Here is a 25277-nt window from a genome sequence, read left to right as displayed (position 1 = left end):
AGGCAAGGCGGCCACCCCTGGCCCGCCGCCCACCTCTTGGCCGCGATGAGCGGCGACAGCCGGACCGTCAGCCAACTGCGCCTTCCCGGCGGCGTGCCGCCGCCCGTGCGGCTCGACGAACCCGACGACCACCTCGGCACCGGCCGCGGCAAGCCGCTGCCCCCTCCTCCGGCATGGCGTACGTCTTTCACACCCCCCGGGGCGGCCCCGAGGTAGATCCATCCGCAACCGTCCGCGCACCATCGGAGTGCTCCTGCCCGGCCGTCACATCGCTCCGCCCCCTCCATGGTGCTCCTCGCTCGCCTCCGCCGGGCTCCGTCCTGCCCGGAAGCCCGGGCGCCACCGACGCGGCTGCCGTCCCGTGCAGAGGATCGATCACATCCCTGTCGATCAGGCGCACCTCAGCTCATGCCCGGGGCACTCACCGTGGAACACCCCGCAGCGGCCACCCGGCTGCGCGGCAGCTCTGCCTGGCCGGCGCTCCGTACGGGTGAATCCCGCGCCGCGCTGTCCACTGACGCCGACTGGCGCCGGGCGCGACACCGGACCGCGTTCACCGGGTCGCGCGCCTCATCCATGACACGCTCCGCGCGCACCTGAGCTCGATGCGCGCCTCCGGCCGTCACCAGAAACCGTCCTCGTAGCGGCCGCGGGAGACGCGGACACAGAAAGCGGCAATCCGGCCACTTTGAGTAATCATCCGTCCGATTCGCGACCTTCTTCTCGGCAGGGCGCAAACCCTAAGATCGCGCCAGGCGGCCACCGGTACGTGCCTGCCGTTGAGGGAATCCGTGAACGGGCTGTCGGCCGCGTACAAGGAGATTCGCCACCATGCATGAAAGTGACCTACGCAAGGCGCTGGAAGGCGAGATCGCCGAGCCATGCGTCCTCCCGCTACGTGATCTGGGGCCCGCCGATGGTGCGGCCCCCCTGTTCCCGGGCGGCACACTCCAGCTGACACGCAATGACGGGGACGCGGCGGGGCTTCGAGTTCGGGGGCGGGCCCCGATCGCCATCTGCTCCGAACCCGCCGACGTGCGGGCGGAGTTCGGGAGCACTGACGGAGAAGTCTCCGGGATCGCCCTCGCCATCACGCTCCCCGGGACGGGGGTACGCGCAAGCGAGATCGCCCGGCTGTACGGGTACGAGCTGCCCGAGCTGCCCGCGCCGCCAGTGACGGGGCTGACGTTCCGTGGGGACGCCGGCGGATTCACGCTGGCGCTGGACGGTCTCTCTGGGGACGGCGGCATCCTGGACCGGGACGGCGCGCAGGTGCTGGTGGTGCCCGCCCCGGGCGGTCATGTCCTGGCCACCCGGAGCGACCTGACGGCACGCCAGGTCAGCGGCCTGGGCGTGCCGGTGGCGGTCGCGCTGCCCGCCGGAGTGTGGCTCGCCCTGCCGGACGGGACGGTGGTGCCGGTGAGCGCGCCCCGCACCGTGGTCCCCGACCACTCCGGTGGCACGGACGGGCTGGGCCGCCCGAGGACGGGCGCCACCCGAGTTCCGTACGCGCAGCACCCCTATCCGGGACTGTCGCCGCGTACCCGCGCCGTGCCTACCGCGGACGGCTTCGTGGTGCTCAACGCGCCGAAGTTCGGTGGTCCGGGCGTGAGCTTCATCCCAGGCGGGCTGCTGGACGGTCATCACGGCATCGAGGTCGTCTACGACAAGAGCCCGTTGTCGGTGAAGGGCGCGCTGCAGGTACAGCCCGCCCAGTCCCCGTACCGCGCGGTGGTCGGCGGCTTGCTGACCTTCGCGTTCGGGGGCGGCGCCCCGGGCAGTCGCGGCCTGTACGGCATGGGTACGGGGGCGGTGGTCTTCCCGCAGGACGCCGGCACCCGGCCCTCGTTCTTCGCCTTCGCCTCGCTCGGTGCCGAACCGGGGCTGGGGATCCCGGCGTTCCGGCTCACCGGTGTCGCGGCCGGCTTCGGCTGGAACAGCCGTCTGCGCACACCGGGACTCGGCGACCTGACAACCTTTCCGTTCCTCCAGGCGCTCCACGACCCCTCCGCCATCGGCGGGGACGACACCAATCCGGTGGCCGTTCTGAACACCTTGATCGGTGGCCCGAGCCCGTGGATCACACCCCAGCAGGGTGCGTTGTGGATGACCGCCGGCCTTGCCTTCACCATCGGCGAGCTGATCGACGGCACCGCAATGGCGGTGCTCCAGACCGGGGCGGACCTCACGATCGGGTTGCTGGGCACGGCCGGGACGTCGTTCCCCAAGACCGGCGACAAGAAGTACGCCCGGATCGAGGCCGGGCTCCAGCTGGTCATCAAGCCGAACGCCGGTGAACTGACCGTCGGCACCTCCCTCAACCCCAGTTCGTACCTCATCGACGAGGACTGCAAGCTGCGCGGCGGCGTCGGCCTGACGGTCTGGTACGGAAACCACCCCGACCGCGGGGACTTCGTCTTCAGCGCGGGCGGCTACCACGACAGCTACCACGCCCCCGCGCACTATCCCCGGCTGCCCAGGATCGGCTTCGACTGGTCGCTCGGCGGCAAGGTCACCGTCTCCGGAAACGCCTACTTCGCGCTCACCCCACGTGCAGCGATGGCGGGTGGCAGCCTCGATGTGCGCTACAAGTCGGGGATCATCAAGGCATGGTGCACCGCCACGGTCGACGCACTCATCGAATGGAAACCGTTCTACATCGATGTCGGCCTGTCGCTGTCGATCGGCGTCGAAGGCTCGGTCAAGGTGCTCTTCGTACGGATCACCGTACGCATCGAGGTCGGCGTGTCGCTGCGGATCTGGGGTCCGCCGACCGGGGGCGAGGCCCGGGTGAAGGTGTGGTTCGTCTCCTTCACCATCAACTTCGGCCATGCCGCGCGCGGCCAGGGGGACAAGACCCTGGACTGGCCCGGCACCCGCGCGATGCTGCCCGAACCGGGGGCCCGAGCGCGGCTGCGGCCCGGTGACGGCCTGATCTCCGAGGGCACCCCGGACAACCCGCACCAGGGCGACTGGCTGGTCAAGGCGTCCGGGTTCACCTTCGGCACCGATACGCAGGTGCCGCTGAGCCGGATCGAGCTCGCCACCACCGGGGCCGACGAGGTCGTTGACGGGTCGCCATTCGGCGTCCACCCGATGCGGGCGACCGGCCTCAATACCCGCCAGCGCATCCAGGTGACGCTGGAGGGGCAACGGGTCGACCTGGCCCGGTGGACGGCGACCGCGCAGTACACCGCGCTGCCGCCGCAGCTGTGGGACGACACGGGCGACCCCGAACACGGCGCCGGGCAGGAGCCGCACCTGACCGGCGTCACGCTTACCTCACCCGACCCCGACTACGGCACGTCGACCGGCTACATCGGCGAGGACACCTTCACGATCGACCCCGTCTACCCGGAGGGCAAGGTCCCGCTCAAGGCCACCGATGCGCCGCTGACACCGGCCCCGACCCGGCCCGACGGCGTCATCGGACAGATCGCGGACGGCGTGGACACCGCCGCATCACGCACCGCCCGCACCCGGCTGCACGCGCTGATGGGCGCACTCGGCCTGGACACCGAGGGCGCCAAGGCCGACCTCCCCGGCTACGCCCGGAACATGACCGGCTACTTCACCGCCGAACCGCTGCTGGTGCCCGCAGGTGCCACGCGCACCGCGAACGTGCCGAGCGCCCCCGAGGGAGACAACTGATGGCAGGCCCCGGACACCGCACCCGGTTCTTCGACCACCGGCTGCCGTCGCTCTACCCCGGGCGGCACACCATCACCGTCGACCACACCGTCAGCGGAGACCCCCGCGTCGGCGGCGACCTGCTGCCGGACCTCGAGCAGGTCTTCGATGTGCGCCAGCCCCGCCTCCAACTGCTCCCGGAGGACGTCGCCGCCTGCTATCCGCCGCCCGGCGCGGAGGGCGAGTACGGCATGGTGCTGCCGCACATCACCCTCACCCGGCCGGGTCTGCCCTGGTTCCATCGGCTGGGCGGCGCCCGGGTGGGATCCCCCTGGCTGGCACTGATGGTCTTCCGGGCGGGTGAACTGCCGGAGGACCGGGAGGCCGTGGGCCAGGTCAAGGTCTCCACGGCGGCCCAGCTCTCCGCCGGACAGGCGGGCCCCGGCCGCCCGCCGGCCTTCGTCCCGGCGCTGTACGACGACGAGCGGGAACTGACCGTCACCAGCGTCCTGGTGCCGGGCCCGCTCTTCACGGCCCTGTGCCCCACCACGTACGAACTGGGCATGCTCGCGCACATCCGCGAGGGCGGCCCGCCGGACGCCTCCCGCCGGGTCGGTGAGGACCCGCCGCCGGACGAGGAGGACATCAAGGCCGTGGTGGTCTCCGGCCGATTCCCTGACGCGGGGGGCCTTCACGTCGCCCACCTGGTCTCCCTCGACGGCTTCGAGGACTATCTCGACGGCAAGGTCCCGCCGCCCGCTGACGGGCTGCGGCTGGTGTCGCTCCACTCGTGGGCGTTCACCTCGGCCGACGACGGGAAGCTGGACTTCGGCGAGCTAGCCCGGCACCTGGCCGCCGACCCGGACCCGCTGCTTCGTCACCCCGGGCTGCCGACGACCTCCGATGTGCCGCTCGCCCTGGACCTGTTGCGCCAGGGCGGCACCGTGCTGCCGCAGAGCCTGGAGTCCGGAGAGCCGACCGTCGGGTTCTACCGGGGCCCGCTGACGGCCGCCCCCGCCCATCGGCTGCCGCAGGGCACGGGGGTCCGCCTGGAGTCGGCGGGTGAGGGGCTGGTGTACCTGGAGGAGCTGGGCGCGTACGACACCGGGTACGCGGTCGCGTTCAGCCTGGGTCGCGGGCTCGCCCTGGCCGACGCCGAGTTCCGCAGCGCACTCGTGGCGTTCCGCAAGGCGGCGCGGCGGGCGGCCCGCAGGCTGCTGGCCTTCCCCGAACTGGCCGCGCTCGGTGAACGGGACGCTGCCGCCGGCATCGACACCCGCGTCGTACGGCGTTCCTTCGACCGGCTGCTGGGCGACAACGGCCCACTGGCCACCGCACTCACCCGGCCGGGCGCCGAGGTGAAGGCCGGGGGCCGGCGGCCCACGGCACGGACCGCGACCGTCGCCCCGATGAGCGTCGACCGGCTGCGCACCGCCGTCGCCGATGCCTCGACCCGTTCGGTGCTGGCAGCGGCCGTGCGGGCCGAACTGACGCCGGTCCAGGTGTGGCTGACCCGGCTGGCCCGGCTGGAGATGGTGCCGTTCGGATATCTCGTACCGGCCCCGCAGCAGCTGCCGCAGGAGTCGGTGCGGTTCTTCCACGTCGACACCGGCTGGATCCAGGCGGCCGTCGACGGGGCGCTGAGCGTCGGGGAGGGACACGCGCTGGACGCCGACCTCAACGACCTGGCACGGGAGCTACGCGGCATTCCGCAGCTCGCCTCCGGGGTGCTGATCCACTCCGAGCTACTGGCCAACTGGCCCGAGGCCATCCTCAGCGCGTTCAGCGAGGACCGCGAGATCGCGCCCGTCCAGCAGCGGAATCTCGGCGACGACCTGCGGATGCTGCTGTACCCCCAGGTGATCGACCGGTTCGCGCTCGGCGAGCCCGCGCAGGGCCTGCACTTCGGGCTGAGCTTCAACAACACCACGGAGCTGCGCTCCATCGTCGCCCCGGTGGGGCAGACGCTCGGCGACTTCCCCACCGACGGCAGCGGATACGGGCCGTTCCTCCGGCCCGGCGGACACGATGTCCTCGACATCGAGCACCGGCTCGCACCGGCTCTGGCCGCCGCCCTGTCCGTGGGTGAACTCTCCTCCGCGCAGTTCGCGCTCCAGGTCGTGAAGGCCCCGTTGGCCCAGGAGTTCACCCTGAATCCGCAATTGTCGTCCGAGCCCACCGAAGGGACGCTGTAACCCATGGCCCTGAACGACACGCTGGTGGTGCCTGTCGAGGTCGCCGCGTTCGCGGTGAACCCCCAAGTGCGCGATACCGACGACTCGTATGTGATGCACCGCTGGGAGTCCAGTTTCCTCACCTTCGCCTCGCGCAACGACGCACCGGAGCCCCCGGCGTTCGAGGGCCTGGATGTCTGGCGGGACAAGCCGGAGCGGCTCGGCGCGTACGTGATGTGGCAGCTGCCGTCCGGCCTGGCCCACGGCCGGGAGACGGAGGACGGCATCGGTGGCTTCCCGCTGGTCCCCAACCGCTGGCTGGTGACCCGCCGCTGGGACGGCGGCATCCGCAGCTGGCTGGTCGAAAGCGACCATCTCGGTGCCACGGGCACCGTCTCCTACCTCGACCCGCACACCACCACGGCCACCCCCACCAAGATCGGCCGCAAGCACGAGCTCACCGCCTCCGCGCCCTGGCGGGAGCCGACGGACCGCCGCGACCCCTTCCTCACCGCGCTCGGCCCCGGCCTGCTGACCTTCTCCGTCTACCAGCCGTACAACACCAACGTGCTCTCCCTCCACGACACGCTGGAGGACGTGACCACTGACGCCCGGGTCAGCTACCGGGTGATCGGCTGGTACGCGCAGGAGGACAGCGACCCCCTGCGCGGCGAGGGCGAGTTCCGCGACCTCATGGCCGAGCTGGAGTGGATTCTGCCGCCCGGCTACGGCACCCCCGGACGCTCGCTCTACGCGGGCAGCGTGCTCGGCGTCGACTGGCAGCCCCGCGGGCCCGTCCCCGCCCGGACCAACCCGCACCCCGACGAGGTGGCCGTCGGCATCGGCAATTCCACCGCCGAGGCGTCCGCCGCGGTGGCGGACCAGTACGGCGGTACGGGCGCGCTGCACGCCGACGAGGCGCGACTGTACGAGGCGTTCGCCCTCGGCTGCCTGGAGCGGCTCGACCGCACGGACGGGGACCTGTTCCCGCCGCGGGCCGCGCACCGTTCCGGCTTCGGCCCGGTGCCGGGCGGCTTCGCCTGGCGCGTGGTGGACCGCGGGAACCCGGACGCCCTGCCCCCGCTCTCCGCCGCCGAGGCGGCCCGCGAACGGACCGCAGAAGCGAACGTCCTCGCCGACCTCAACGCCACTCAGCGCGAACTGGACTCCCTCGAACGCGAGTTGCGGAGCGCTCAAGAGCACCTCTTCCACCTCTGGTCGCTGAACAAGCTGCGCGACAAACCGGCCTTCTTCACCGAGCAGATCAATTCCAAGCTCAACCCCGAGGTGGCGGGATCGCCCGCCCGGAAGGTCGCCGAGCTGACCGCCGAGGTCACCGCCAAGCGCGCTGACCTGCCCTGGTCGATGGACCAGGACGAACTCCACGCGCAGGCGCTGCGGCACGCCGCCGACCACGGCATGCGCGCGTCCCGCGTTCTCCAGCGCGTCCCGCTCGCCCCGTACGAGGAGTCCAGCGACCCGGTCGTCCTGCTGCGCGGTGCCAAGCTCCACGCGCCCCTGGACCGGGACTCGCTCCTGCCCTGCCGCACCGAAGAGCGCCTGGTCACAGCGGTCGGCCCGGTCACCGAACTCACAGTGGCCGCAGATGTCGCCCGGGTCAACACGGCCGGGCTGCCCGCCCTCGTCCCCCGGCTGCTGGCCGAGTTCTTCATCCTCGACCGGGCCCTCGCCCAGGGCCTGGACCTGGCGCAGGCCGAGGGCATGCTGCCCGAATACGGAACGGCGGCATGGGTCCAGCCCTGGCAGCCGCTGTATCTGGCCTGGAAGGCCGACTACGTGGCCATCCCCTTCCAGGAGGCGGACGGCACCGAGAACTGGCGCTTCGACGGCACCCGCTACCGCTGGACGGGCAACGGAAACATCACCCAGCGCATCCCCGCCTCCGGCCGGCAGATCCTCACCCCCACCAGCGGGCACCAGTCGGAGGGCCGCCTCGCCGCTCACGCCAACGGCCGTACGGACCTCGATCAGGACATGATCCGCTCCCTGCGCTCCCGGCTCCGTGAGACCGACGAGCTCTCGCAGCGCCTCGACGGGCTCTCCGCGCAGATCGGCCAGCGGATCATCGGCTCGGGGCTGCGGCCCGACGGGACGCTCGGCGCGCTGATCGCCGACGGCGACCAGGGCAAGCCCCGGCCGGGGAACTTCCCCGAGGAGGACTGGGAGGGGGGAGACTGGGAGGCCACCGATTTCCAGGAACTGCGCTCCGGGCAGCTGGAGTTCACCCGTCTCGCCGTCGTGGACCGGTTCGGCCGGGCCGTCAATCTCATCGACGACCCGGTCCACTTCGACTACGCCAGGCCCACGACGTTCGTGCCCGACGAGGAAGTCGGCGAGATCGAGCAGGACCGGTTCGCGCAGTTGGGCCCGCGGCTGCTCCAGCCCGGTCGGCTCGCCTTCCACTTCGTGGACGGGAAGACCGGCCGGGAGGTGGACGTCACCGCCGGAGCGAACCCGGTGTGCGGCTGGCTGATCCACAACCGGCTCGACCGGTCCATCGCGTGCTACGGGCCCGAGGGCACGGCGCTCGGTGACGTCCGGGTCGTCGTCGGCGCCGGCGGACAGCAGGTGGTCGGCTGGAATCCGCTGCCGGGCTCGCCCGTCCCGGACTTCGCCGGCCTCGCGGACCTCTCCCCCCACGCCCACGGCTTCCTCGCCGGGGTGATCCGGCAGGGCCCCACCGGTTTCGACGCGCTGCGCCATCACCTGGACGCCTCGCTCGCCGGAATCGACCCGGACGGCCCGGACGACGCGGGCCTCGCCTACTTCTTCGGACGCCCGCTGGCCCTGGTACGGGCCGAACTGGGCCTGGAACTGTGCGGGCCCGCCCGGAGGGACGTGCACTGGCAGACCATCTTCGACCAGCCGGAACCGAAGCTGGGGGGCTACGAGTGGCGCGTGCGGCTCGGCGAGGCCGCCCAGCTGGACGACGGCCTGATCGGATACGTGCGCGGGGACGACTACGACCACATCGAGACCGCCCTGAATCCCGGCGGGGACGGCTATCTGCGGTGGATCGACACCGCGGAACGGCTGAAGCTGTCGTTCGACGGCCCCCGGGCGCAGGTGACGCTCCTGCTGGACGCGCGCGCCTCGGTGCACGCGACGACCGAGATCCTGCCGACGGGAGAGGTGTTCGTACCGCAGGAGTTCACGGACGAGGCGGTCGCGGCCATGGCGGTGGCCTTCCGGGCGGGCCCGCTGCTCGCTCCCGTGGAGCCGGCCACCTCCGGCCCGGACACCGTGCTGGCCCCGCACCCGGCGACGGCCACCGGCACCTGGTCGTGGGCCGAGCGCGACGGCGACGCATGGCCCCGCTCGCCCATGTCGGCGCCGGACCCGGCGGTGTGGCCCCAGGGGGTCCGGCCCCGGATCCGCAGCGGATTCATGGTGCTGGACGACGCGGCGGGGGCGAGCCGCGACGGCGAGGGCTGACGCCCGTCACCCCGCCCGCACACCGCCCCATACGTCACGAGGAGCGTCACCATGACCGAGTACATCCCGGCGGGCGCGCCACGCGCCTCCGAGAGCCGCATGGCCTTCCGATTGGCCACCGTTCCCGAGCCGGTGCGGGTCTCGCCCGGAACCGGAGACACCGAGTACGCCAAGATCACCGCCGTCGGATCGGTGACCGACGGCGAGAAGATCACCCTTAACGAGATCACCGTGAAGGTCCTGGCCGGGCCTGACTCCCCCCACTTCGCCTCCTCACTCACCGGAGTGGAGCCCTCGGTCGACCGCTCCGGCTGGACCTACACCGGAGTGCAGCAGTCCACCTTCTCCTTCATGCCGTCCTCCGGTGGTGAGTTGGTGGGACCAGGCACGAGCCTGACCGTCACCCTCGACCGTATCCCCGTCAACAAGGCGACCGGCTCGTCCCAGGTGACCGTCACCGCGTACTGGAACGACGAATCGGGCACAGGAAAGACCATCTTCGAGGTCGGCAAGTTCCCGCCCGGCTTCTCCCTGCGGGACTTCACCCCCTCGCGAGCCGTGGTGAACAACGGCGAGGACGTCGAGCTGCGCTGGCAGGCGTCCGGCGGCGCGACCCTGCACCTGCTCCACGAGAACGTGCAGTACGACGTCACCGGGCGCAGCGAGTTCACCGTGCCCGACATGCGCCGTACCACCGTGTTCTATCTGCGCGGCAGCCACGGGGCGGCCGAGCTGACGCTGGGCACGATCGTCGGGGTCGCCGACCCGGACTTCGAGGTGAACAACATGGTCGTCACGGGCGCTCTCCGTACCGACCGGCTGGAGAGCCACACCCTGGACCGGATCAGGATCGCAGCACCGATCGCGCAGAGCGCGGCAGCCGTACCGGAGCCCACCCCCGAGGAGGTCTGATGTCACTCGTCCGCCACGTGACGGCTCCACCGTCGGGCCGGGCCACCGCCGACACCGATCCGCTCTACTTCGATCTCGCCGTCCACCCGGACCCACTGCGGGTCTCCCCGTCCAGCGGGGCCGCGGCCAAGGGCGACCTGATCGTGGTGGCCTCGCTGGCCGCCGAGGCACCCGTCGAATGCCGGTCGTTCACGCTCACCCTGAAGGTCGGCGCCGGCGAGAACGACCTGTGCTCAAGCCTGACCGGCGTCACCGGGCGGATCAGCCTGGCGGGCTGGACGGGGACGGTGAACGCGTCGGCCGGCACCCTCACCTTCGCTCCCGGGCCCGGCGCCTCCGCGCAGACGGAGTTCGGGCCCGACACCGGTGTGACCTTCCAGGTGATGGGCCTGCCGGTCAACCAGCGCGTCGGACTCAGCCAGGTGGACATCAGCGCCTCCTGGCGCACGCCAGGCACGGCCAACTGGCAGTCACAGAGCACCGGCCTGGGGGTCGGCAAGTTCCCGCTCGGCTTCCATCTGCGGTCGTTCGTCGCCGAGCCGCAGAGCGTTCCGAAGGGCGGCTCGGTCACCCTTCGCTGGGACGCGAGCGCCGCCACCCACCTCACGCTGTACTACGACGGTCAGTCGCACCCCGCGACCGGGGAGTCCTCGGTCACCGTCCCCGACATGAGGCAGACGACCTTCTTCCATCTGCGGGCGGTCGCGCAGGAGGGCGCGGGCAGCGTGGAGCGCACGCTCACTGTGCTGGTGCAGGTCTCCGGTCCCGTGGAGTCGGTCGGCCGGTTGATCGTCCACGGGACGTTGCAGGTGGGGGAGATCGGCCCGGCGGCTTCTCCCACCACCCCGCTCGTCTTCCCGCAGCGGCTGCCCGCACTCCCGGAAGCGCACCATAACGACAAATTCGGATGGCAGGACAGTCACTGGATCCGGAGCGCACTGCCGGTCGGCGCCCCGGCAGTCCTCTCGCACAGCACGCTCCAATCCGCGGCGGCCTCGCGCCATCCCTACGTCGAGCTGCTGTACCAGCCGCTCGGCGGATCGGACCTGGTGTGGTCGTCGTTCGACGGCTACGCGTGGGCCCGCGTCGAGGAGCCGTTCGGTCCGGGTGCGGATCCGTCCTTGTCGGTCTTCGCGGATCCCTTTCCCATGCTATGGGCCGCTTACCGCGGCGGCGAGAACAAGGCACAGGTGATGACCCGCCAGTTGAATCTGGACGGTAAATGGGTGGAACCGCAGACTATTTCGACGAGCGTCACGACCCGGTTCGGCCCCGCCCTGGCCGAAAGCAGCCTGCGGCTCTACCTCGTGGCGACCGACAACACCAATGCGCCCCCGCTGTACTGGTTGCGCAAGAACGACCAATGGACCGGGCCTCGGCGGTTGCCGGGCGCCGTATCCACCGGCACCCCGGCACTCGCGGAGTTCAACGACGACAAAGTGGTCTGCGTATACCCCTCCCATGACAGCCTCCAGGTGGCCTACGAGACCTTCGACGGCACCAGATGGGCCGCGGGCCCGCCGCTGCCGACCGGGCCGAAGCCCGCGGGCCCGCCCTCACTCGCGGTCCACGAAGGCCGGATGTACTGCAGCTACCGCGATGTCTCCGGCCGTGCCCAGCTCATGAGTTACAACGGCACGACATGGACCAGCGCGACGCCGGTCTCCGACCGGATCTACGCCCACGACCCGGCACTGGTGGCGACCGGGGGCCGGCTGTGGCTGTTCTGAACCACACCCGTCCCCGCGACCGCGCCCGCCGAGGAGGAGACCCGTCATGACCACCGACATCGCGGCACCCGATGCCGCACCGGACGAAGCCTCCCCGGCAGGCGCTTCGACCGAAGCCGGCGTGGAACTGCTGTACACGCTGTCCACAGCACCCTTCCCGGTCCAGGTGTCCGCGGCCTCCGGTGCGTACCGCCCGGCGGATATGACCCTCGTCCTCACCCGCCGCGCCGCCCGCCCGATCGAGTGCGGCGGTATCACCGTCTCCGTGCCCGTCGGCACCGCGGCCACCGCACTGGCCGCCCAGACCACCGGGATGACGGCCTCCACCGACCCGGCCGGGTGGGGCGCCACGGTCGCGGCCACCGGGGCGGTGACGTTCACCCCGCCCGGCGGCGTAGCCGAGATCGACAAGGCGAACGGTCTCGCGCTGTCGATCGCCAAAGTCCCCGTCAACCGCACCGAGGGACGCGCCCAGCTGACCGTGGCCGTACGCTGGCGGGTCCCCGGGGACCCCAGTAAGAACCCCTGGAGTACGGAGACCGTCCAGCTGCCCGTTCCGAAGTTCCCACCCACCTTCAGCCTGGGCGAACTGCGCGCGGACCCCCTGCGCGTCGCCCACGGCGGCAGTGTCGCCCTCAGCTGGCAGGTGGCGAACGGCAGCTTCCGGCTGCGCTACGACAAGGCGGACATCTCCGTCACCGACCGGGACGGCTACACCGCGCACAACATCACCCAGGACACCCTCTTCCAGCTGCGCGGCACTTCCGCGTCCGGTTCCGGAGAAGCCGAGGCGGTACGTTCGGTGTGGGTGACCGTCGACGTGCCCGACGTCGTGGTTCCGACGCTGACGGCGACCCGGGGTGTCGTCACGGACCGGCTCGCGGCCCGCACCCACACCGTGCCGGCCTTTACCGCGACCGCCATGGAACACCGTCCGGAGCTGTCCATGCGCAGCTTCGATCCGCGCCAGCGCCGCTGGAGCGAACCGGTCCGGCTGCCGTTCGGCCCCGCCGCCGCGCCGCCCGCCATCGCCGTGCGCGACGGGAAACTCCATCTTCTCTTCCGGCCGTATGGCAGCGAGCAGTTGACATGGGCGGAATACCAGGGACGCAACTGGCGGACCTTGTCCAACTCCCCCGGACCGGCTGCGGCGGCTCCGGTCGCGCTGACTGCTGCGGGCACCTCGCTGGTCTGCTCCTACCAGGCCCCCAGCGGCGAACAGTTCACCCGTACCAGCAGTGACGGCGCCTCCTGGGGCGCGGCTTCGGCGATGCCTGCCCCTACTCGTGGATCGGTATCGCTCTGCTGGGACGGCACCGCGCTGAACGCGGCGATGTGGACGCAGAATGGTGCGTTACCGATGCTGGGCCATTTCCGGCGTGATGCCCAGGGCGAGTGGCCGGTGACCTACGGCAACATGTTCCACCCCTCGGTCCACTCCCCCGAGCTCGTCCTGTGGAAGGAGAACCTGACGTGCTACTACCGTCACTTGCACGGTGAAATGTGGACACGATGGCGGCCCAAGGCCGGGCCGCCCGAGACCTGGAACGCACAGAAAGTGGATGACGTGCGAGCCTCGAGCAACGTACGGCTCGCGGTCGCGGGGACGACGCTGTACATGCTGTTCCCCGACTCCGAGGGCACGCTGCACCTGCGCTCCTCGGACGGCTCGACCTGGTCGGCAGCGGCCCCGGTAGACGCGTACCGCACCCTGGAGACCCCCGCCCTGGCCTGGTACGGCGACCGCCTGATCGCCATCGGCCGGGGAGGCGCCTGCTCGCCGTGACCCCGCCGGGACGCCACAACCCGTACGGGTACGAGTGATGGCATGCCTCCCGCCCTGGCGCACACCTTGGCCCATTGCGTCGCCCGCTGAGACACGGCCATCACACACCACCATCCCAGGCAACATCTGCGGCCCGTCCGGACGGTCCGGGGCACCGCCGCCCGGAGCTTGGTCCAGTCCCTTGACGGGCCAACTCGGCCGCCCGTTGAATGGCCCGGATCCGGAGCCCCCGGCCCCCCACAGAGCTGGACTTGACATGCACAGAACACCCTTGTCGATGTTCGCGAGCGCCATCGGCGCCGCGGCCCTCGTCCTGGCACTGCCGACCGGCGCGAGTGCCAACGTCCTGCGACTGCTGCCCCAGAACGCCGATGGCCTGGAACAGACCTTCTCCCCCGCGTACGACTACGACGGGGACGGCTGCTACGCCACCGCCGCCATCGGCGCCGACGGCACCCTCAACCCGGGCCTGCGGCTGGGCGGTGCCGTGAACGGCCACTGCCACGACCCCGCCCAACTCGCCAACGCCAACACGTACTCGCGCCAGAAGTGCAACAACGGCTGGTGCGCGGTCATGTACGCCAGCTACTTCGAGAAGGACCAGGCCACGCTGGGGCCCGCGGCCATCGGCCACACCCACGACTGGGAACACGTCGTCGTGTGGATCAACAACAACCAGGTCCGGTACGTCTCGGTGTCCCAGCACAGCGGCTATCAGGTGGCCGCCGCGTCGTCCCTCCGCTTCGACGGAACCCACCCGAAGATCGTCTACCACAAGGACGGCGTCTCGACCCACGACTTCCGCTTCGCGAACCCCAACGACGATCCGCCGGAGAATTCCACCCACGGCTGGTTCTTCCCGCGCCTCGTGGGCTGGGAAGGCTATCCGGCCGGATTTCGCGACAAGCTCATGAACGCCGATTTCGGGGCGGCCACGATCAAAATCAAGGACGGGTCCTTCAGCGACCACCTCGCCCGCTCCATGCCCGCCGCAATCGCGTTCGACCCCCGCGCCTGAGGTCGGCTCAGCTCACGGGCGCGGGAACCCACTGCCCGAGGAGGTCCGCGGCCGTCGTGATCGTCGCGACCAGGGCGAGCGAGTTGCGGATCACCTCGGCCGTGCAGGCGGCGGGCACCCCGGCGATGGCGTCGGACGGGACCACGACCCGGTAGCCGAGGTTCACCGCGTCGAAGACGGTGTTCGGAATCGCGATGTTCGAGGAGACACCGGTGACGACGAGCGTACGGACCCCGAGGTTGCGCAGCAGCGCGTCCAGGTCGGTGCCGGCCATCGGCGAGAGGCCGTGCAGCCGGCGCACCACCAGATCCTGCTCCGCGACGACGATGGGCGGCGCGACCTGCACCGCCGCACTGCCGGACAGCTGGCGCACCGGCAGTTTCGCGGCGGCCCGGAACAGCCGCGCGTTGGAGTTCGCCCCCAGCCCGTCCGGCCGCCGCTCGGCGACCGCGTGCAGCACCTGTACACCGGCCCCGCGGGCGGCGTCGACCAGCGCGGCCACCCGGCCCAGCATCCCGGAGGCCTGCGCCTCCTTGGCGAGTTCGGGCAGCGCGCTCTCCTCGCCGACGACACCGTTTTGGCACTCGACGGTGAGGAGCGCGGTGGTGGCGGGATCGAGTTCGGGCATGGCTCCCCCTGGCGTGGCGACGGAAGAGCCTTCATGATTCCTGACACATAGTCAGATGTGAAGGGGCGCGGGACGGATGGACGACACACGCTCGGAGCACACCACCCAGCGGCGGGGCCGCCGCATCATGATGACCGACGGGGAAGTGGACGCATTCCTGCGCGAGCAGCGCACCTGCCGGGTGGCCACGGTCTCCCCCGACGGGCGCCCGCACGTGGGCGCGCTCTGGTTCGCCTGGGACGGCACCTCGCTCTGGCTGTACTCGATCACGCGCAGCCGGCGCTGGTCCGACCTGCGGGGGGACCCCCGCATATCGGTGGTGGTCGACTCCGGAGAGGCGTACGACGAACTGCGCGGCGTGGAGCTGTCCGGCAGCGCCGTCTTCGTGGGCGAGGCACCACGGACGGGCGGGCCGTGCCCGGAACTGGCAGAAGCGGAACGGATCTTCCCCCTCAAGAACTTCGGCATCGAGGAGATGCCGCACGACGGGCGGCACGCCTGGATCCGCCTCACCCCGGACTCGATCGTCTCCTGGGACTTCCGCAAGATGTAGTGCCGTGGCCGGGCAGGATCCGAAAGGAAGGCAGCCGGCCTAGTACTGCGCGGCCGCCTGCCGGAGCGAGTCGACGGCGGCCCGGATGGAGGGCCGCCGGTCGGCGTCCGCGCGCCAGACGGCGTACACGTGACGGCGGACGGAGTCGGCGACCGGCAGCAGCCGGACCCCCGGCGGCACCGGACCGCGCCCCATCCGGGGGGCCACGCACACGCCGAGTCCGGCCTCGACGAAGGCGAGTTGGGTGTGGTGCTCCTCGGCGATGTGCGCGATGCGGGGCTCGATGCCGGTGCCGCGCAGCGTGTACACCAGCCATTCGTGGCAGAACTGCCCCTCGTTCCAGGAGATCCAGTCGTCATCGGCGAACTCGGCGAGGGAGATCTCGGTGCGCCCGGCCAGCGGATGCCCGGCCGGGACCGCGATGTCCACGCAGTCGTCGAGCAGATGGGCGCGGGTGAGCTCGGCGGGGACCGGCATCCGCTTGTTGTGCCAGTCGATGGCCAGGGCCAGATCGAGGTCCCCGCGGACGACCGCGGCCATGCTCTCCTCGGGTTCCTGCTCCCTGACCCGGGCCCGCAGTTCGGGATGTTCGACGCGCAGGGCGGCCAGCGCCCGGGGCAGCAGTCCGCGCATGGCGGTCGGGAAGGCGCCGATCCGCAACTCGCCCACCGCGCACCCGCGCCGGGCTTCGACATCGGCCTGCGCGAGCTCCACCTGGGAGATGATCCGGGCCGCGTGATCGGCGAGCAGCCGGCCCGCGTCGGTGAGGCGCACCCCCCGCCCGTTCTTGGCCAGCAGCGGCTGGCCGACCTCGCGCTCCAGCTTCGCCATCTGCTGCGACACGGCGGAGGTGGTGACGTGCAGTCCGTCGGCCGCGCCGCTCACCGAGCCGTGGCGGGCGAGGGCGTCGAGGGTGCGGAGCCGCTCCAGGTTCAACATGTAAGCAATGCTACGTCGTCACCGCCAACAAATCTCGCTTGTCCTAAGAGGTTGAAGTCGACAGAGTGAGCGCCATGAGCGCACCCACCACGCCCCGCCCCACCCTCTCCCCGCCGACCGCACCGGCCCGGACCGCCGGCCGCCTGGACTGGCGGATGCGCTTCGCGATCCTCTCGGTGATCTGGGGCTTCAGCTTCCTTCTGATCAAGGTGGGGACCGAGGCGTACGCGCCCTTCCAGGTCGCCCTCGGCCGGGTCTTCTTCGGTGCGCTCGCCCTGCTGACGGTCATGCTGGTCCGCCGCGAGGCGCTCCCCCGGGGCCGGCGCACCTGGGCCCACCTGACCGTCGCGGCCCTGTTGCTCAACGCGGCCCCCTTCTCCCTCTTCGCGTACGCGGAGCTGAGCATCCCCTCCAGCCTCGCGGGGATCTGCAACGCCACCTCGCCGCTGTGGGGCATGGCCCTGTCGCTGGTGGCCCTGTCCGAGGACCGCCCGACGCGCCGCCGCTTCGCGGGCCTCGGCCTCGGCTTCCTCGGCGTGCTCACCGTCCTGGGTGCCTGGCAGGGCTTCTCGGGCCTGGACGCCAAGGGCACCGCGCTCGCACTGCTCGCCTCGCTCTGCTACCCGATCGGCTGGATCTACGTCCGCCGCACCCTCGCCTCGGCCCCGGGCTCCCCGGTCGCCCTGACGGGCGCGCAGCTCCTGCTCGCCACGCTCCAACTCGCGGTGGTCAGCTCCCTGTTCACGAGCGTCCCGACGTCGTTCCCGCTGTGGCCGACGCTGTCGGTGATCGCCCTGGGCGCGCTCGGCACGGGCCTGGCGCTGCAGATGCAGTACGGCCTGGTGACGGAGATCGGCCCGACCACGGCCCAGATGGTCACCTACTTCATCCCGGTCATCGCGACCACCGCGGGCGTCCTGCTGCTGGGCGAGCAACTCCACTGGAACACCCCGGTCGGCGCCGCGATCGTCCTGACCGGAGCCGCCCTCACCCAGTCCCGCCCCACCCCGCGGGCGCCGGCGGTAGCGGCTGGGTCTCGCTGAACATCCGCGGCACGGCCGCGCGTCAGCCGAAGCGGCCGCCGCCCACCGGACGGACCGCCGCCGTCACCGCGGCCGCGAGGCCCGGCACCTCCGCGGCCGACAGCGAGGACACCGTCATACGGATCCCCGGGCCCGCCTCCATCCGGAAGCGGCTGCCCGGGGCCACCGCCCAGCCGGCCCCCATCAGCCTCGTCACCACGGCCGTCTCGTCGGCCACCGGCACCCACACGTTCATCCCGCTCCGGCCGTGCGCCCGTACCCCCCGCTCCGCCAGCGCCGCGACCAGCCCGTCCCGCCGCTCCGCGTAGGCCCGCGCCACCGCCGCCCGGTCCACCGCCCCGGAACGCCACAGCTCCACCATCGCGTACTGGAGCAGCCGGCTCACCCACCCCGCGCCCAGCCGCTGCCGTCCCCGCAGCCGGTCCAGCGTGACGGCGTCACCGGTCAGCACCGCCAGCCGCAGGTCCGGGCCGTACGCCTTCGCCGTCGAGCGGATCAGCGCCCAGTGCCGGGTCACCCCGCCCAGGGTGTGCAGCGGGACGTCCACGATGCCGTGCGCGTGGTCGTCGCCGATGACCAGTACGTCCGGGTGGCCCGCCAGCAGCGCCCGCAGCTCCGCCGCGCGCCCCTCGCCCACCGCCGCGCCCGTCGGGTTCTGCGCCCGCGCCGTCACGATCAGCGCCCGCGCCCCCGCTTCCAGCGCCCGTGCCACCGCGTCCGGAACCGGGCCGTCGTCGTCCACCGCCATCGGCAGCGCGCGCAGCCCCAGCGCCGGAACCAGGTCCAGCACCCCGCCCCAGCCCGGGTCCTCCACCGCCACCGCGTCCCCCGGCCGCAGGTGCGCGACCAGCACCCGCTCGACCCCGTCCAGAGCCCCCGAGGTCACGGCCACCGGCCCGGCGGGCACCCCGTCGGCGTCGAAGTCGGCCCTGGCGAGGGCCGCCAGCTCCGGGGCGACCGGGTCGTCCCCGTACAGGGTCGGCGCCTGCGCGTACCGTCGCGCCGCCTCGGCGAGCGCCGCGTCCAGCGCGGGCAGCAGCCGTACATCCGGATTGCCCGAGGCGATGTCGCGGACCCCCGCCGGTACGGCCATCCGTAGCTCGTCCCGGGGCGCACTCGCCGGTCGGGCGCGCACCCGGCTGCCGCGCCGCCCGTCGGTCTCGATGACCCCGCGCTCGCGCAGCGTCCGGTACGCCGCGGCCACGGTGTTGGGATTCACCCCCAGCGCACCGGCCAGCTCCCGCATCGGCGGCAGCACCGCTCCCGGCGCCAAGGCGCCCGAGCCCACGCCCGCCTCGACACTGGCCGCGATGTCCGATGCGCGCCGCCCTGCAATCCGATAGTCTCCTAGCACAAACCACATTATGCACTAGTACAACGGAGTCCGCACCATGAGCGCCACGACCGCGACGGAGAAGACCACTTCGGCCGACAGCCCGGCCCGGGAGACGGGCGACGACCGGTACGCCCCCACGGACCGCACCGTGCCCACCCGCTCCCGCGACCGCGCGCGCTACGACCGCGAGACGGTGCACTCGATACTCGACCAGGCCTACATCTGCCACCTCGGCTTCGTCCGCGACGGCGCCCCGGTGGTCCTGCCCACCCTCTTCGGCCGGGTCGGCGAGACCCTGTACATCCACGGTTCCACCGGATCGCGCCCGCTCCTCGCCGCCGGCAAGAGCGACCCGGGCCTGCCGGTCTGCGTGACGGTGACCCACGTCGACGCACTGGTGCTGGCCCGCTCGGCCTTCCACCACTCCCTCAACTACCGCTCGGTGGTCGTCCACGGCACCGCCTACCAGGTCACCGATGAGGCGGAGTGCCGGATGGCGCTCGACGCCCTCGTCGACCAGGTCGTACCCGGCCGCTCCGCCGACTCCCGGCCCGCCAACGCAAAGGAGCTCGCGGCCACGGCCGTGATCCGCCTGGACCTCACCGAGGTGTCCGCGAAGCTGCGCACGGGCGGGCCGAACGACGACGCCGAGGACCTCGGCCTGCCCTACTGGTCGGGCGTGGTCCCGGTCGCACCCGCCTACGGAGCGCCCGTCCCGGCCGCCGACCTGGCCCCCGGCATCGTCGCGCCGGACTACCTCGCGGCGCTCTGAACAGCAGGGGCGGGCCGGACCACCGGCCCGCCCGCGGGCCGCCGCGCCTCGGCCGCGATCAGCGCGCCCACCGCCGTCAGCAGCAGTACGGTTCCCAGCACCACGGCGCCGGTCAGCCGCTCGCCGAGCAGCAGGACGGCGATCACCGCCGCGCTGACCGGCTCGATCAGCATGATCACCGACACCGTGGCGGCCCGTACCGCGGCGGCCCCGGTGAAGTAGAGCGCGTACGCGAGCGCCGTCGGCACGGTGGCCACGTACACCAGCAGCCACAGCACCCGCGCCGGTTCCGCGGTGTGCGGCAGCGCCCCCTCCACGACCGCGAGCGGCAGCAGGCACACCGTGCCCACCGCGACCGACCAGGCGGTGGTGACCAGCGGGTCCCCGCCGATCCCGCGCTGCCCGAGCCACCGGGCCCGCAGCGTCATCCCCGCGTACCCGGCGGCCGACAGCAGCGCGAGGCCGACGCCGAGCGGCCGCACCTCGCCGCCCCCGCTGCCCAGGACGAGCACGGCCAGGCCGGCCAGTGCCCCGCCGACGGCGGCCGCACCGCCCCGGCCGAGCCGCTCGCCCATCCAGTGGCGCGCGCCGAGCGCGATCAGTACGGGTCCGGCGCCGAGGGTGACCACCGTGCCGACGGCGAGGCCGGTCTCCCGCACGGCTGCGAAGTACGCGGACTGGAAGAGGGTGAACAGCAGTCCGGTCCCGATCAGGGACCGCGCCGACGGCCGCGCGACCACCGCCCGGGCCCCGGCCCGGGGCCGGCGTACGGCGAGCACGGCGAGCAGCACCGCCAGGCCGCCCGCGCACCGCCAGAACGAGAGGGCCAGCGGGCCGAGGTCACTGGCCAGGAAGAGCAGGGAGGCGGCCGCCCCGGCGGTTCCCCAGGCGGCTCCGGCGACGACGAGGTAGAGCAGATTGCGCCCGGCAGCGGGCGAATGGTTCGACACGAAAGTCTCCGCGCATGCGTGAAGTGAGGGGTGAAGGAAGCCGGTCATCACTTCGCGGGCAGCGCGAACCCGCCCGGGAACTCCCGGGCCGGGTCATCTGCGCAAGGCAGCCGCCCGCGCTAGGCGGCGGGAGGCGGAAGCACGGTCGAATGCATGATCGGCAGCCTAGGCCTTGGCCGTCACGCGGTCCAGTACGGCCGGATCCGCAGCCCCCGGCGGGGTCGGCCGCGAGGTCTGCGCGATGAAGGCACCGCCCAGCACCAGCGCGCCGCCGACGATCTGCGGGGTGGAGAGGTGTTCGCCGAGCAGCACCCAGGCCAGCACGGTCGCGACGACGGCCTCCAGGCAGGCCACCACGCCGGCGATCTGCGGCGACAGCTTGCGCACGGACACCACGCCGGTCAGGTACGCGAACACGGTCGCGATCAGCACCACCCAGCCCAGCAGGACGGGCGCCGGCACCGTCAGGTCGCCGACCGCGGCGTCCGAGCCCAGGATCTGCCAGTCGATCTGCCACGGCCGGGCGATCACGGTCATCACCAGCGCGCCGACGATCATGCCGTACGCGATCACGCCGAGCGGGTCGGGCACGTCGTCCCCGTCGGTGCCCTGGTCGGCGAAGACGAAGTAGAACGCCTGGCAGCAGGCGGCGGCGACACCGAGCAGCACGCCGACCAGGTCCAGGCTCAGCCCGGCCCAGATCTCGACCACGCACGCCAGACCCACGACGGCGACGGCCGCCCCGGTCGCGGCGGCCCGCGTGACCGGCTTGCGCTGCACGAAGCGGATCCAGCCGAGGAGCAGCGACGGGCCGAGGTACTCCAGCAGCAGGGCCACGCCCACCGGGATCCGGGACAGGGAGGCGAAGTAGAAGGCCTGCACACCCGCCACCGCGACGAGTCCGAAGCCGGCGAGCAGCAGGGGCTTGCGGCGTATGAGGTCACGGTGGCGCCAGGCCAGCGGGGACAGGACGAGCGCCGCTCCGGCCACCCTGAGCCACACCATGTGCAGCGGGTCCAGACCCGCCTCGATCAGCGGCTTCGCCGCGACCCCGGAACCACCGAACGCAACTGCCGAGACGAGGGCGAGGCCCAGCCCGGCGTTCTTCCCTGACGCTTGCATCCGGACATCATGACAGGGCCCGTCAGGACCAATGAGCACGTGACACCTGTTGAGACGTACCTGACACTCCGCGCTCCCCAGAACCCAATATCTGACAGGTCGTCAGTCTTGAATGTTCCGTCCGCCGGGGCTACCTTCCGCCGCACGTACCTGACGAGAAGGGGTGGTCGCATGGCTGAAGTCACCGCGGAATCACGCATCGAGGCGCCCGCCGCCAAGCTGTGGGCCCAGCTGACGGACTGGGACGCGTACGGCCAGTGGAGCATGACCCACACCAACTTCCCGAAGGGCGGTCCCGAGACCCTCGCGGTCGGGGCCACCTTCGCCGAGAACATGAAGATGATGGGCTTCCCGGCCGAGGTCCTGTGGACCGTCTCGGAGCTGGAGGACGAGCGCGTCTTCGCCATCACCGGCAAGGGCCCGATGGGCGTGGCCGTCCTGACCCGCTACACCCTGACCCCGGACGGCGGAGCCACCACGGTCCGCATCGACGGCGAGTTCACGGGGGCCGCCGTCTCCCTCATGGCGGGCAAGCTCAAGGACTCGGCGACGGCCGCGCTGAACGAGTCGCTGCGCAAGCTCGCCGGCCTGGCCGCCTGACCCCGCCGCCCCCGGGCACGTCCGTACGCAGGACAGCGCGCCCCGCGAGAAGGCTCGCGGGGCGCGCTGCTGCGCACACCGCGCAGTGGGGGGGTCCGGCCGGACTCAGTGCTCGTCGGCCAGGATCAGGTAGAGCTTCTTGCGGGCGTCGTTGATGACCGCGAGGGCCTTCTCCCGCTGCGCGGGGGTGCCGGTCTTGAAGACCTGGCCGAAGGCTTCCATCAGGCCGAAGCCGGCCGTCCGGATCTCGCTCATCGCCTCGAAGTCGAAGCCTCGCCCGGCCTCCGCCCAGGGGGCGTCCGGGCCCGACTCGGCCTCGGTGCGGCCGGCGTCGGTGAGCGTGAACAGCTTCTTGCCGCCCTCGCTCTCGTTGGTGATGAGCCCCTCGTCCTCGAGCAGTTGCAGGGTCGGGTAGACCGACCCCGGGCTGGGCTTCCAGGCCCCGCCGCTGCGCTCGCCGATCTCCTGGATCATCTCGTAGCCGTGCATCGGCCGGTCGGTGAGCAGCGCCAGGATCGAAGCGCGCACGTCACCCCTCCGGGCCCGGCCGCGCGGTCCGCCGCGTCCGCCCCGCCCACCGAAGGGCCCGCCACCGAAGGGCGGCCCGAACGGCCCGAAGGCGGCGCGCCGCCCCATGAACTCCTCCCGACGCTCCGGCCCGCAGTGGCCGTGGCCCCGTCCGTGCTCGTGCTCGTTGCCGTGCCCGTTGCCGTGTCCGTGTGAACGCATGACTGCGCTCCTTTCGCCATTCGTTTTCGTGTCATCGGTGTTCCGATGCCTCAACTATCGTTGACCCATCGCGATGCGTCAACGATATATCGGAAACTCCTCAACGAACACCGCGCCCACGCCTCTGACCAGGCCAGTCATCCCGGATTGGCCTTGGCCCACGTCACAGGACCGGCCTACGGTCGGGACCATGCGCATCCGAATCGTCGACGCCTTCACCGATCGCCCGTTCCGCGGGAACCCCGCCGGAGTCCTGCTCCTCGACGGCGTCTTCCCCTCCGACACCTGGCTCCAGCAGGTCGCCGCCGAGGTCAACCTCTCCGAGACGGCCTTCGCCCACCCCCTGCCGCCCGGCGGGCACGCCGACTGGGCGCTGCGCTGGTTCACCCCGGCCGGCGAGGTCGACATGTGCGGACACGCCACGCTCGCCACCGCCCACGTCCTGAACGAGGACAGCCTCGCGACGACCGGCCGCCCCTCGGGGCCGGTCCGCTTCGCCGCACGCTGCGGCATCCTCACCACCGGGTTCGCCCCGGACGGCACGGTCACCATGGACTTCCCGACGTCCTCGCTGACCCCGGTCGCGCCGGTCCCCGAGGTGCGGGACGCCCTGGGCGTCCCGGTCACATCGGTCCACGACACCTCGGCCCACATCGGTGACCTGGTCGTCGAGCTGACGGACGAGCGGGCGGTACGCGAACTCGCGCCCGACCTGAACGCCCTGCGCGGCTACTCCCGGCGCGGGGTCATCGTCACCGCGGCCGCCGAGGACCCCGCGCGGGGGTACGACTTCGTCTCCCGCGGCTTCTTCCCCGCCTTCGGCATCGACGAGGACCCGGTCACGGGCAGCGCCCACACCGCACTGGCCCCCTTCTGGGCCCGGCGCCTGGGCCGCGACGAACTCGTCGGCCTCCAGGGCGGAGCCCGCCGGGGCCTGGTCAGGGTGCGCCTCGCGGGCGACCGCACGCTGCTCACCGGCCACGCCGTCACCGTCATCGACGGCGAGCTGCTGGCCACCCCCTGAACGAAGCCGGCCGCAGCAGCCGCGGCCGCTGCAGCCCCGGCCGCTACGGCGTGGGCAGCCAGCCCACCTTGCCCGCGAGCAGGGCGTACCCGCCGAAGGCGACGATGTCGAGCAGCGCGTGCGCGACGACCAGCGGCCCGACCCGGCCCCAGCGGCGGTAGGCCAGCACGAAGACGACGCCCATCACCATGTTGCCGATGAAGCCGCCGATGCCCTGGTAGAGGTGGTACGAGCCGCGCAGCACGGAGCTGGCCAGCAGCGCGGCCGTCGGCGACCACCCCAGCTGGTCCAGCCGGCGCAGCAGGTACGCCAGCACGATGACCTCCTCCACCACGGAGTTCTGCACCGCGGAGAGGATCAGCACGGGGAACTTCCACCACACGTCGGGCAGCGCCTCCGGCACCACCGTCAGGTTGAAGCCGGTCGCCCGCGCCCCGAGGTAGAAGGCCAGCCCCGCGCTCCCGATCCCGGCCGCGACGAGCGCACCGCGGCCCAGGTCCGGCCAGGGCCGGGTGCGGTCGAAGCCGAGTACCCGCAGGCCCGGCGCGCCCTCGCGGGTCAGCAGGTGCGCGACCAGCAGTACGGGAACCAGCGCCGACGCGATCCCGAACAGCTGCCAGGCCAGGTCGAGCCAGGGCCGGCCGGGGGCGTACGAGCCGTTGAGCGTGGCGGCCTGGTCCTTGAGCCCGCCCGGCTTGGTCAGCGAGCCGATGAAGCTGATCAGCGCCGAGACGCCGCTCGCGCCCAGCGACAGCGCCAGCACGAGCAGCGTCTCGCTGCGCAGGACCACCCGCCCGTCCCCGCGCAGGCGCGACTCCCCCACGACCGCTTCCGGCTCCGTCCGCACGCCAGACTCCCGTCCCGCCATCCCGTTC

General features: G+C 72.1%; 19 protein-coding genes. 12 read left to right on the top strand and 7 right to left on the bottom strand.

Features of this window, described 5'->3' with window-relative positions; genetic code table 11:
• Nucleotides 1-831 precede the first annotated feature (831 nt).
• From ACFWB8_RS15775 to ACFWB8_RS15745, 7 genes are all read left to right on the top strand, one after another.
• Nucleotides 832-3651: a DUF6603 domain-containing protein gene (locus tag ACFWB8_RS15775; protein WP_385226292.1), complete on the top strand. Its 2820-nt coding sequence runs from the start codon at nucleotides 832-834 to the stop codon at nucleotides 3649-3651.
• A complete protein-coding gene (locus ACFWB8_RS15770; protein ID WP_385226290.1) occupies nucleotides 3651-5825 on the top strand; it encodes a hypothetical protein in 2175 nt (724 codons plus the stop codon). The genes ACFWB8_RS15775 and ACFWB8_RS15770 overlap by 1 nt, the downstream gene beginning before the upstream one ends.
• A 3-nt stretch (nucleotides 5826-5828) precedes the next feature.
• The gene (locus ACFWB8_RS15765) at nucleotides 5829-9260 is read left to right on the top strand and encodes a hypothetical protein (protein ID WP_385226288.1); all 3432 of its coding nucleotides are present in this window, start codon (nucleotides 5829-5831) and stop codon (nucleotides 9258-9260) included.
• A 51-nt stretch (nucleotides 9261-9311) separates the two neighbouring features.
• Nucleotides 9312-10172, top strand: coding sequence for a hypothetical protein (locus tag ACFWB8_RS15760; protein ID WP_385226286.1), 861 nt, complete (start codon nucleotides 9312-9314; stop codon nucleotides 10170-10172).
• A complete protein-coding gene (locus ACFWB8_RS15755; protein WP_385226284.1) occupies nucleotides 10172-11902 on the top strand; it encodes a hypothetical protein in 1731 nt (576 codons plus the stop codon). The genes ACFWB8_RS15760 and ACFWB8_RS15755 overlap by 1 nt, the downstream gene beginning before the upstream one ends.
• Before the next feature lie 46 nt (nucleotides 11903-11948).
• Nucleotides 11949-13688 carry a hypothetical protein gene (locus tag ACFWB8_RS15750; RefSeq protein ID WP_385226282.1) on the top strand — a complete coding sequence of 580 codons (1740 nt, stop codon included), beginning with the start codon at nucleotides 11949-11951 and terminating at the stop codon, nucleotides 13686-13688.
• 256 nt (nucleotides 13689-13944) lie between these two features.
• On the top strand, nucleotides 13945-14706 hold the full coding sequence (locus ACFWB8_RS15745; RefSeq protein ID WP_385226280.1) for an NPP1 family protein: 762 nt from the start codon (nucleotides 13945-13947) through the stop codon (nucleotides 14704-14706).
• A 7-nt stretch (nucleotides 14707-14713) separates the two neighbouring features.
• Here the strand turns inward: ACFWB8_RS15745 and ACFWB8_RS15740 are convergent, their stop codons facing one another.
• Nucleotides 14714-15334, bottom strand: coding sequence for a cysteine hydrolase (locus ACFWB8_RS15740; protein ID WP_385226278.1), 621 nt, complete (start codon nucleotides 15332-15334; stop codon nucleotides 14714-14716).
• Between the two features lie 76 nt (nucleotides 15335-15410).
• Here ACFWB8_RS15740 and ACFWB8_RS15735 point away from each other — a divergent pair, with 76 nt between their 5' ends.
• Nucleotides 15411-15887: a pyridoxamine 5'-phosphate oxidase family protein gene (locus ACFWB8_RS15735; RefSeq protein ID WP_385226276.1), complete on the top strand. Its 477-nt coding sequence runs from the start codon at nucleotides 15411-15413 to the stop codon at nucleotides 15885-15887.
• A gap of 39 nt (nucleotides 15888-15926) precedes the next feature.
• Here ACFWB8_RS15735 and ACFWB8_RS15730 read toward each other — a convergent pair whose 3' ends face one another.
• Nucleotides 15927-16826 carry a LysR family transcriptional regulator gene (locus ACFWB8_RS15730; RefSeq protein WP_385226274.1) on the bottom strand — a complete coding sequence of 300 codons (900 nt, stop codon included), beginning with the start codon at nucleotides 16824-16826 and terminating at the stop codon, nucleotides 15927-15929.
• Between the two features lie 74 nt (nucleotides 16827-16900).
• On the opposite strand from ACFWB8_RS15730, the gene ACFWB8_RS15725 reads away from it, so the two are divergent.
• Complete coding sequence (locus tag ACFWB8_RS15725) at nucleotides 16901-17869, top strand: DMT family transporter (RefSeq protein WP_385226272.1); 969 nt, start codon at nucleotides 16901-16903, stop codon at nucleotides 17867-17869.
• 22 nt (nucleotides 17870-17891) lie between these two features.
• Here ACFWB8_RS15725 and ACFWB8_RS15720 read toward each other — a convergent pair whose 3' ends face one another.
• A complete protein-coding gene (locus ACFWB8_RS15720; protein ID WP_385226270.1) occupies nucleotides 17892-19223 on the bottom strand; it encodes an aminotransferase class I/II-fold pyridoxal phosphate-dependent enzyme in 1332 nt (443 codons plus the stop codon).
• Between the two features lie 37 nt (nucleotides 19224-19260).
• Between ACFWB8_RS15720 and ACFWB8_RS15715 the strand changes: the two genes are divergently transcribed.
• Complete coding sequence (locus ACFWB8_RS15715) at nucleotides 19261-19977, top strand: pyridoxamine 5'-phosphate oxidase family protein (RefSeq protein WP_385226267.1); 717 nt, start codon at nucleotides 19261-19263, stop codon at nucleotides 19975-19977.
• On the opposite strand, the gene ACFWB8_RS15710 is transcribed toward ACFWB8_RS15715, so the two are convergent.
• Nucleotides 19959-20927: a DMT family transporter gene (locus ACFWB8_RS15710; RefSeq protein ID WP_385226265.1), complete on the bottom strand. Its 969-nt coding sequence runs from the start codon at nucleotides 20925-20927 to the stop codon at nucleotides 19959-19961. The two genes, ACFWB8_RS15715 and ACFWB8_RS15710, sit on opposite strands and share 19 nt — an antisense overlap.
• A gap of 165 nt (nucleotides 20928-21092) precedes the next feature.
• Nucleotides 21093-22049 carry a DMT family transporter gene (locus ACFWB8_RS15705; RefSeq protein WP_385226263.1) on the bottom strand — a complete coding sequence of 319 codons (957 nt, stop codon included), beginning with the start codon at nucleotides 22047-22049 and terminating at the stop codon, nucleotides 21093-21095.
• 171 nt (nucleotides 22050-22220) lie between these two features.
• On the opposite strand from ACFWB8_RS15705, the gene ACFWB8_RS15700 reads away from it, so the two are divergent.
• A complete protein-coding gene (locus ACFWB8_RS15700; protein ID WP_385226261.1) occupies nucleotides 22221-22649 on the top strand; it encodes an SRPBCC family protein in 429 nt (142 codons plus the stop codon).
• A 105-nt stretch (nucleotides 22650-22754) separates the two neighbouring features.
• Here ACFWB8_RS15700 and ACFWB8_RS15695 read toward each other — a convergent pair whose 3' ends face one another.
• Nucleotides 22755-23378 (bottom strand): PadR family transcriptional regulator, encoded by a 624-nt coding sequence (locus ACFWB8_RS15695; protein WP_385226259.1) that lies wholly within the window; start codon nucleotides 23376-23378, stop codon nucleotides 22755-22757.
• A 190-nt stretch (nucleotides 23379-23568) separates the two neighbouring features.
• Here ACFWB8_RS15695 and ACFWB8_RS15690 point away from each other — a divergent pair, with 190 nt between their 5' ends.
• On the top strand, nucleotides 23569-24402 hold the full coding sequence (locus ACFWB8_RS15690; RefSeq protein ID WP_385226257.1) for a PhzF family phenazine biosynthesis protein: 834 nt from the start codon (nucleotides 23569-23571) through the stop codon (nucleotides 24400-24402).
• Nucleotides 24403-24445: 43 nt separating this feature from the next.
• Here the strand turns inward: ACFWB8_RS15690 and ACFWB8_RS15685 are convergent, their stop codons facing one another.
• The gene (locus ACFWB8_RS15685) at nucleotides 24446-25270 is read right to left on the bottom strand and encodes a CPBP family intramembrane glutamic endopeptidase (protein WP_385226255.1); all 825 of its coding nucleotides are present in this window, start codon (nucleotides 25268-25270) and stop codon (nucleotides 24446-24448) included.
• Nucleotides 25271-25277 lie beyond the last annotated feature (7 nt).

Origin of the sequence: Streptomyces sp. NPDC060031, assembly GCF_042736805.1 — a bacterium.
Classification (GTDB): Bacteria; Actinomycetota; Actinomycetes; order Streptomycetales; family Streptomycetaceae; genus Streptomyces.
The sequence above is the reverse complement of the archived record's forward strand: the minus strand, read 5'-3'. Positions and strand labels throughout refer to the sequence as shown.

What these genes read in the sequence shown, in the direction of transcription:
- ACFWB8_RS15775 (WP_385226292.1), top strand. Translation starts at nt 832, where the DNA reads ATGCATGAAAGTGACCTACGCAAGGCGCTGGAAGGCGAGATCGCCGAG.
- ACFWB8_RS15770 (WP_385226290.1), top strand. Translation starts at nt 3,651, where the DNA reads ATGGCAGGCCCCGGACACCGCACCCGGTTCTTCGACCACCGGCTGCCG.
- ACFWB8_RS15765 (WP_385226288.1), top strand. Translation starts at nt 5,829, where the DNA reads ATGGCCCTGAACGACACGCTGGTGGTGCCTGTCGAGGTCGCCGCGTTC.
- ACFWB8_RS15760 (WP_385226286.1), top strand. Translation starts at nt 9,312, where the DNA reads ATGACCGAGTACATCCCGGCGGGCGCGCCACGCGCCTCCGAGAGCCGC.
- ACFWB8_RS15755 (WP_385226284.1), top strand. Translation starts at nt 10,172, where the DNA reads ATGTCACTCGTCCGCCACGTGACGGCTCCACCGTCGGGCCGGGCCACC.
- ACFWB8_RS15750 (WP_385226282.1), top strand. Translation starts at nt 11,949, where the DNA reads ATGACCACCGACATCGCGGCACCCGATGCCGCACCGGACGAAGCCTCC.
- ACFWB8_RS15745 (WP_385226280.1), top strand. Translation starts at nt 13,945, where the DNA reads ATGCACAGAACACCCTTGTCGATGTTCGCGAGCGCCATCGGCGCCGCG.
- ACFWB8_RS15740 (WP_385226278.1), bottom strand. Translation starts at nt 15,334, where the DNA reads ATGCCCGAACTCGATCCCGCCACCACCGCGCTCCTCACCGTCGAGTGC.
- ACFWB8_RS15735 (WP_385226276.1), top strand. Translation starts at nt 15,411, where the DNA reads ATGGACGACACACGCTCGGAGCACACCACCCAGCGGCGGGGCCGCCGC.
- ACFWB8_RS15730 (WP_385226274.1), bottom strand. Translation starts at nt 16,826, where the DNA reads ATGTTGAACCTGGAGCGGCTCCGCACCCTCGACGCCCTCGCCCGCCAC.
- ACFWB8_RS15725 (WP_385226272.1), top strand. Translation starts at nt 16,901, where the DNA reads ATGAGCGCACCCACCACGCCCCGCCCCACCCTCTCCCCGCCGACCGCA.
- ACFWB8_RS15715 (WP_385226267.1), top strand. Translation starts at nt 19,261, where the DNA reads ATGAGCGCCACGACCGCGACGGAGAAGACCACTTCGGCCGACAGCCCG.
- ACFWB8_RS15705 (WP_385226263.1), bottom strand. Translation starts at nt 22,049, where the DNA reads ATGCAAGCGTCAGGGAAGAACGCCGGGCTGGGCCTCGCCCTCGTCTCG.
- ACFWB8_RS15700 (WP_385226261.1), top strand. Translation starts at nt 22,221, where the DNA reads ATGGCTGAAGTCACCGCGGAATCACGCATCGAGGCGCCCGCCGCCAAG.
- ACFWB8_RS15695 (WP_385226259.1), bottom strand. Translation starts at nt 23,378, where the DNA reads ATGCGTTCACACGGACACGGCAACGGGCACGGCAACGAGCACGAGCAC.
- ACFWB8_RS15690 (WP_385226257.1), top strand. Translation starts at nt 23,569, where the DNA reads ATGCGCATCCGAATCGTCGACGCCTTCACCGATCGCCCGTTCCGCGGG.
- ACFWB8_RS15685 (WP_385226255.1), bottom strand. Translation starts at nt 25,270, where the DNA reads ATGGCGGGACGGGAGTCTGGCGTGCGGACGGAGCCGGAAGCGGTCGTG.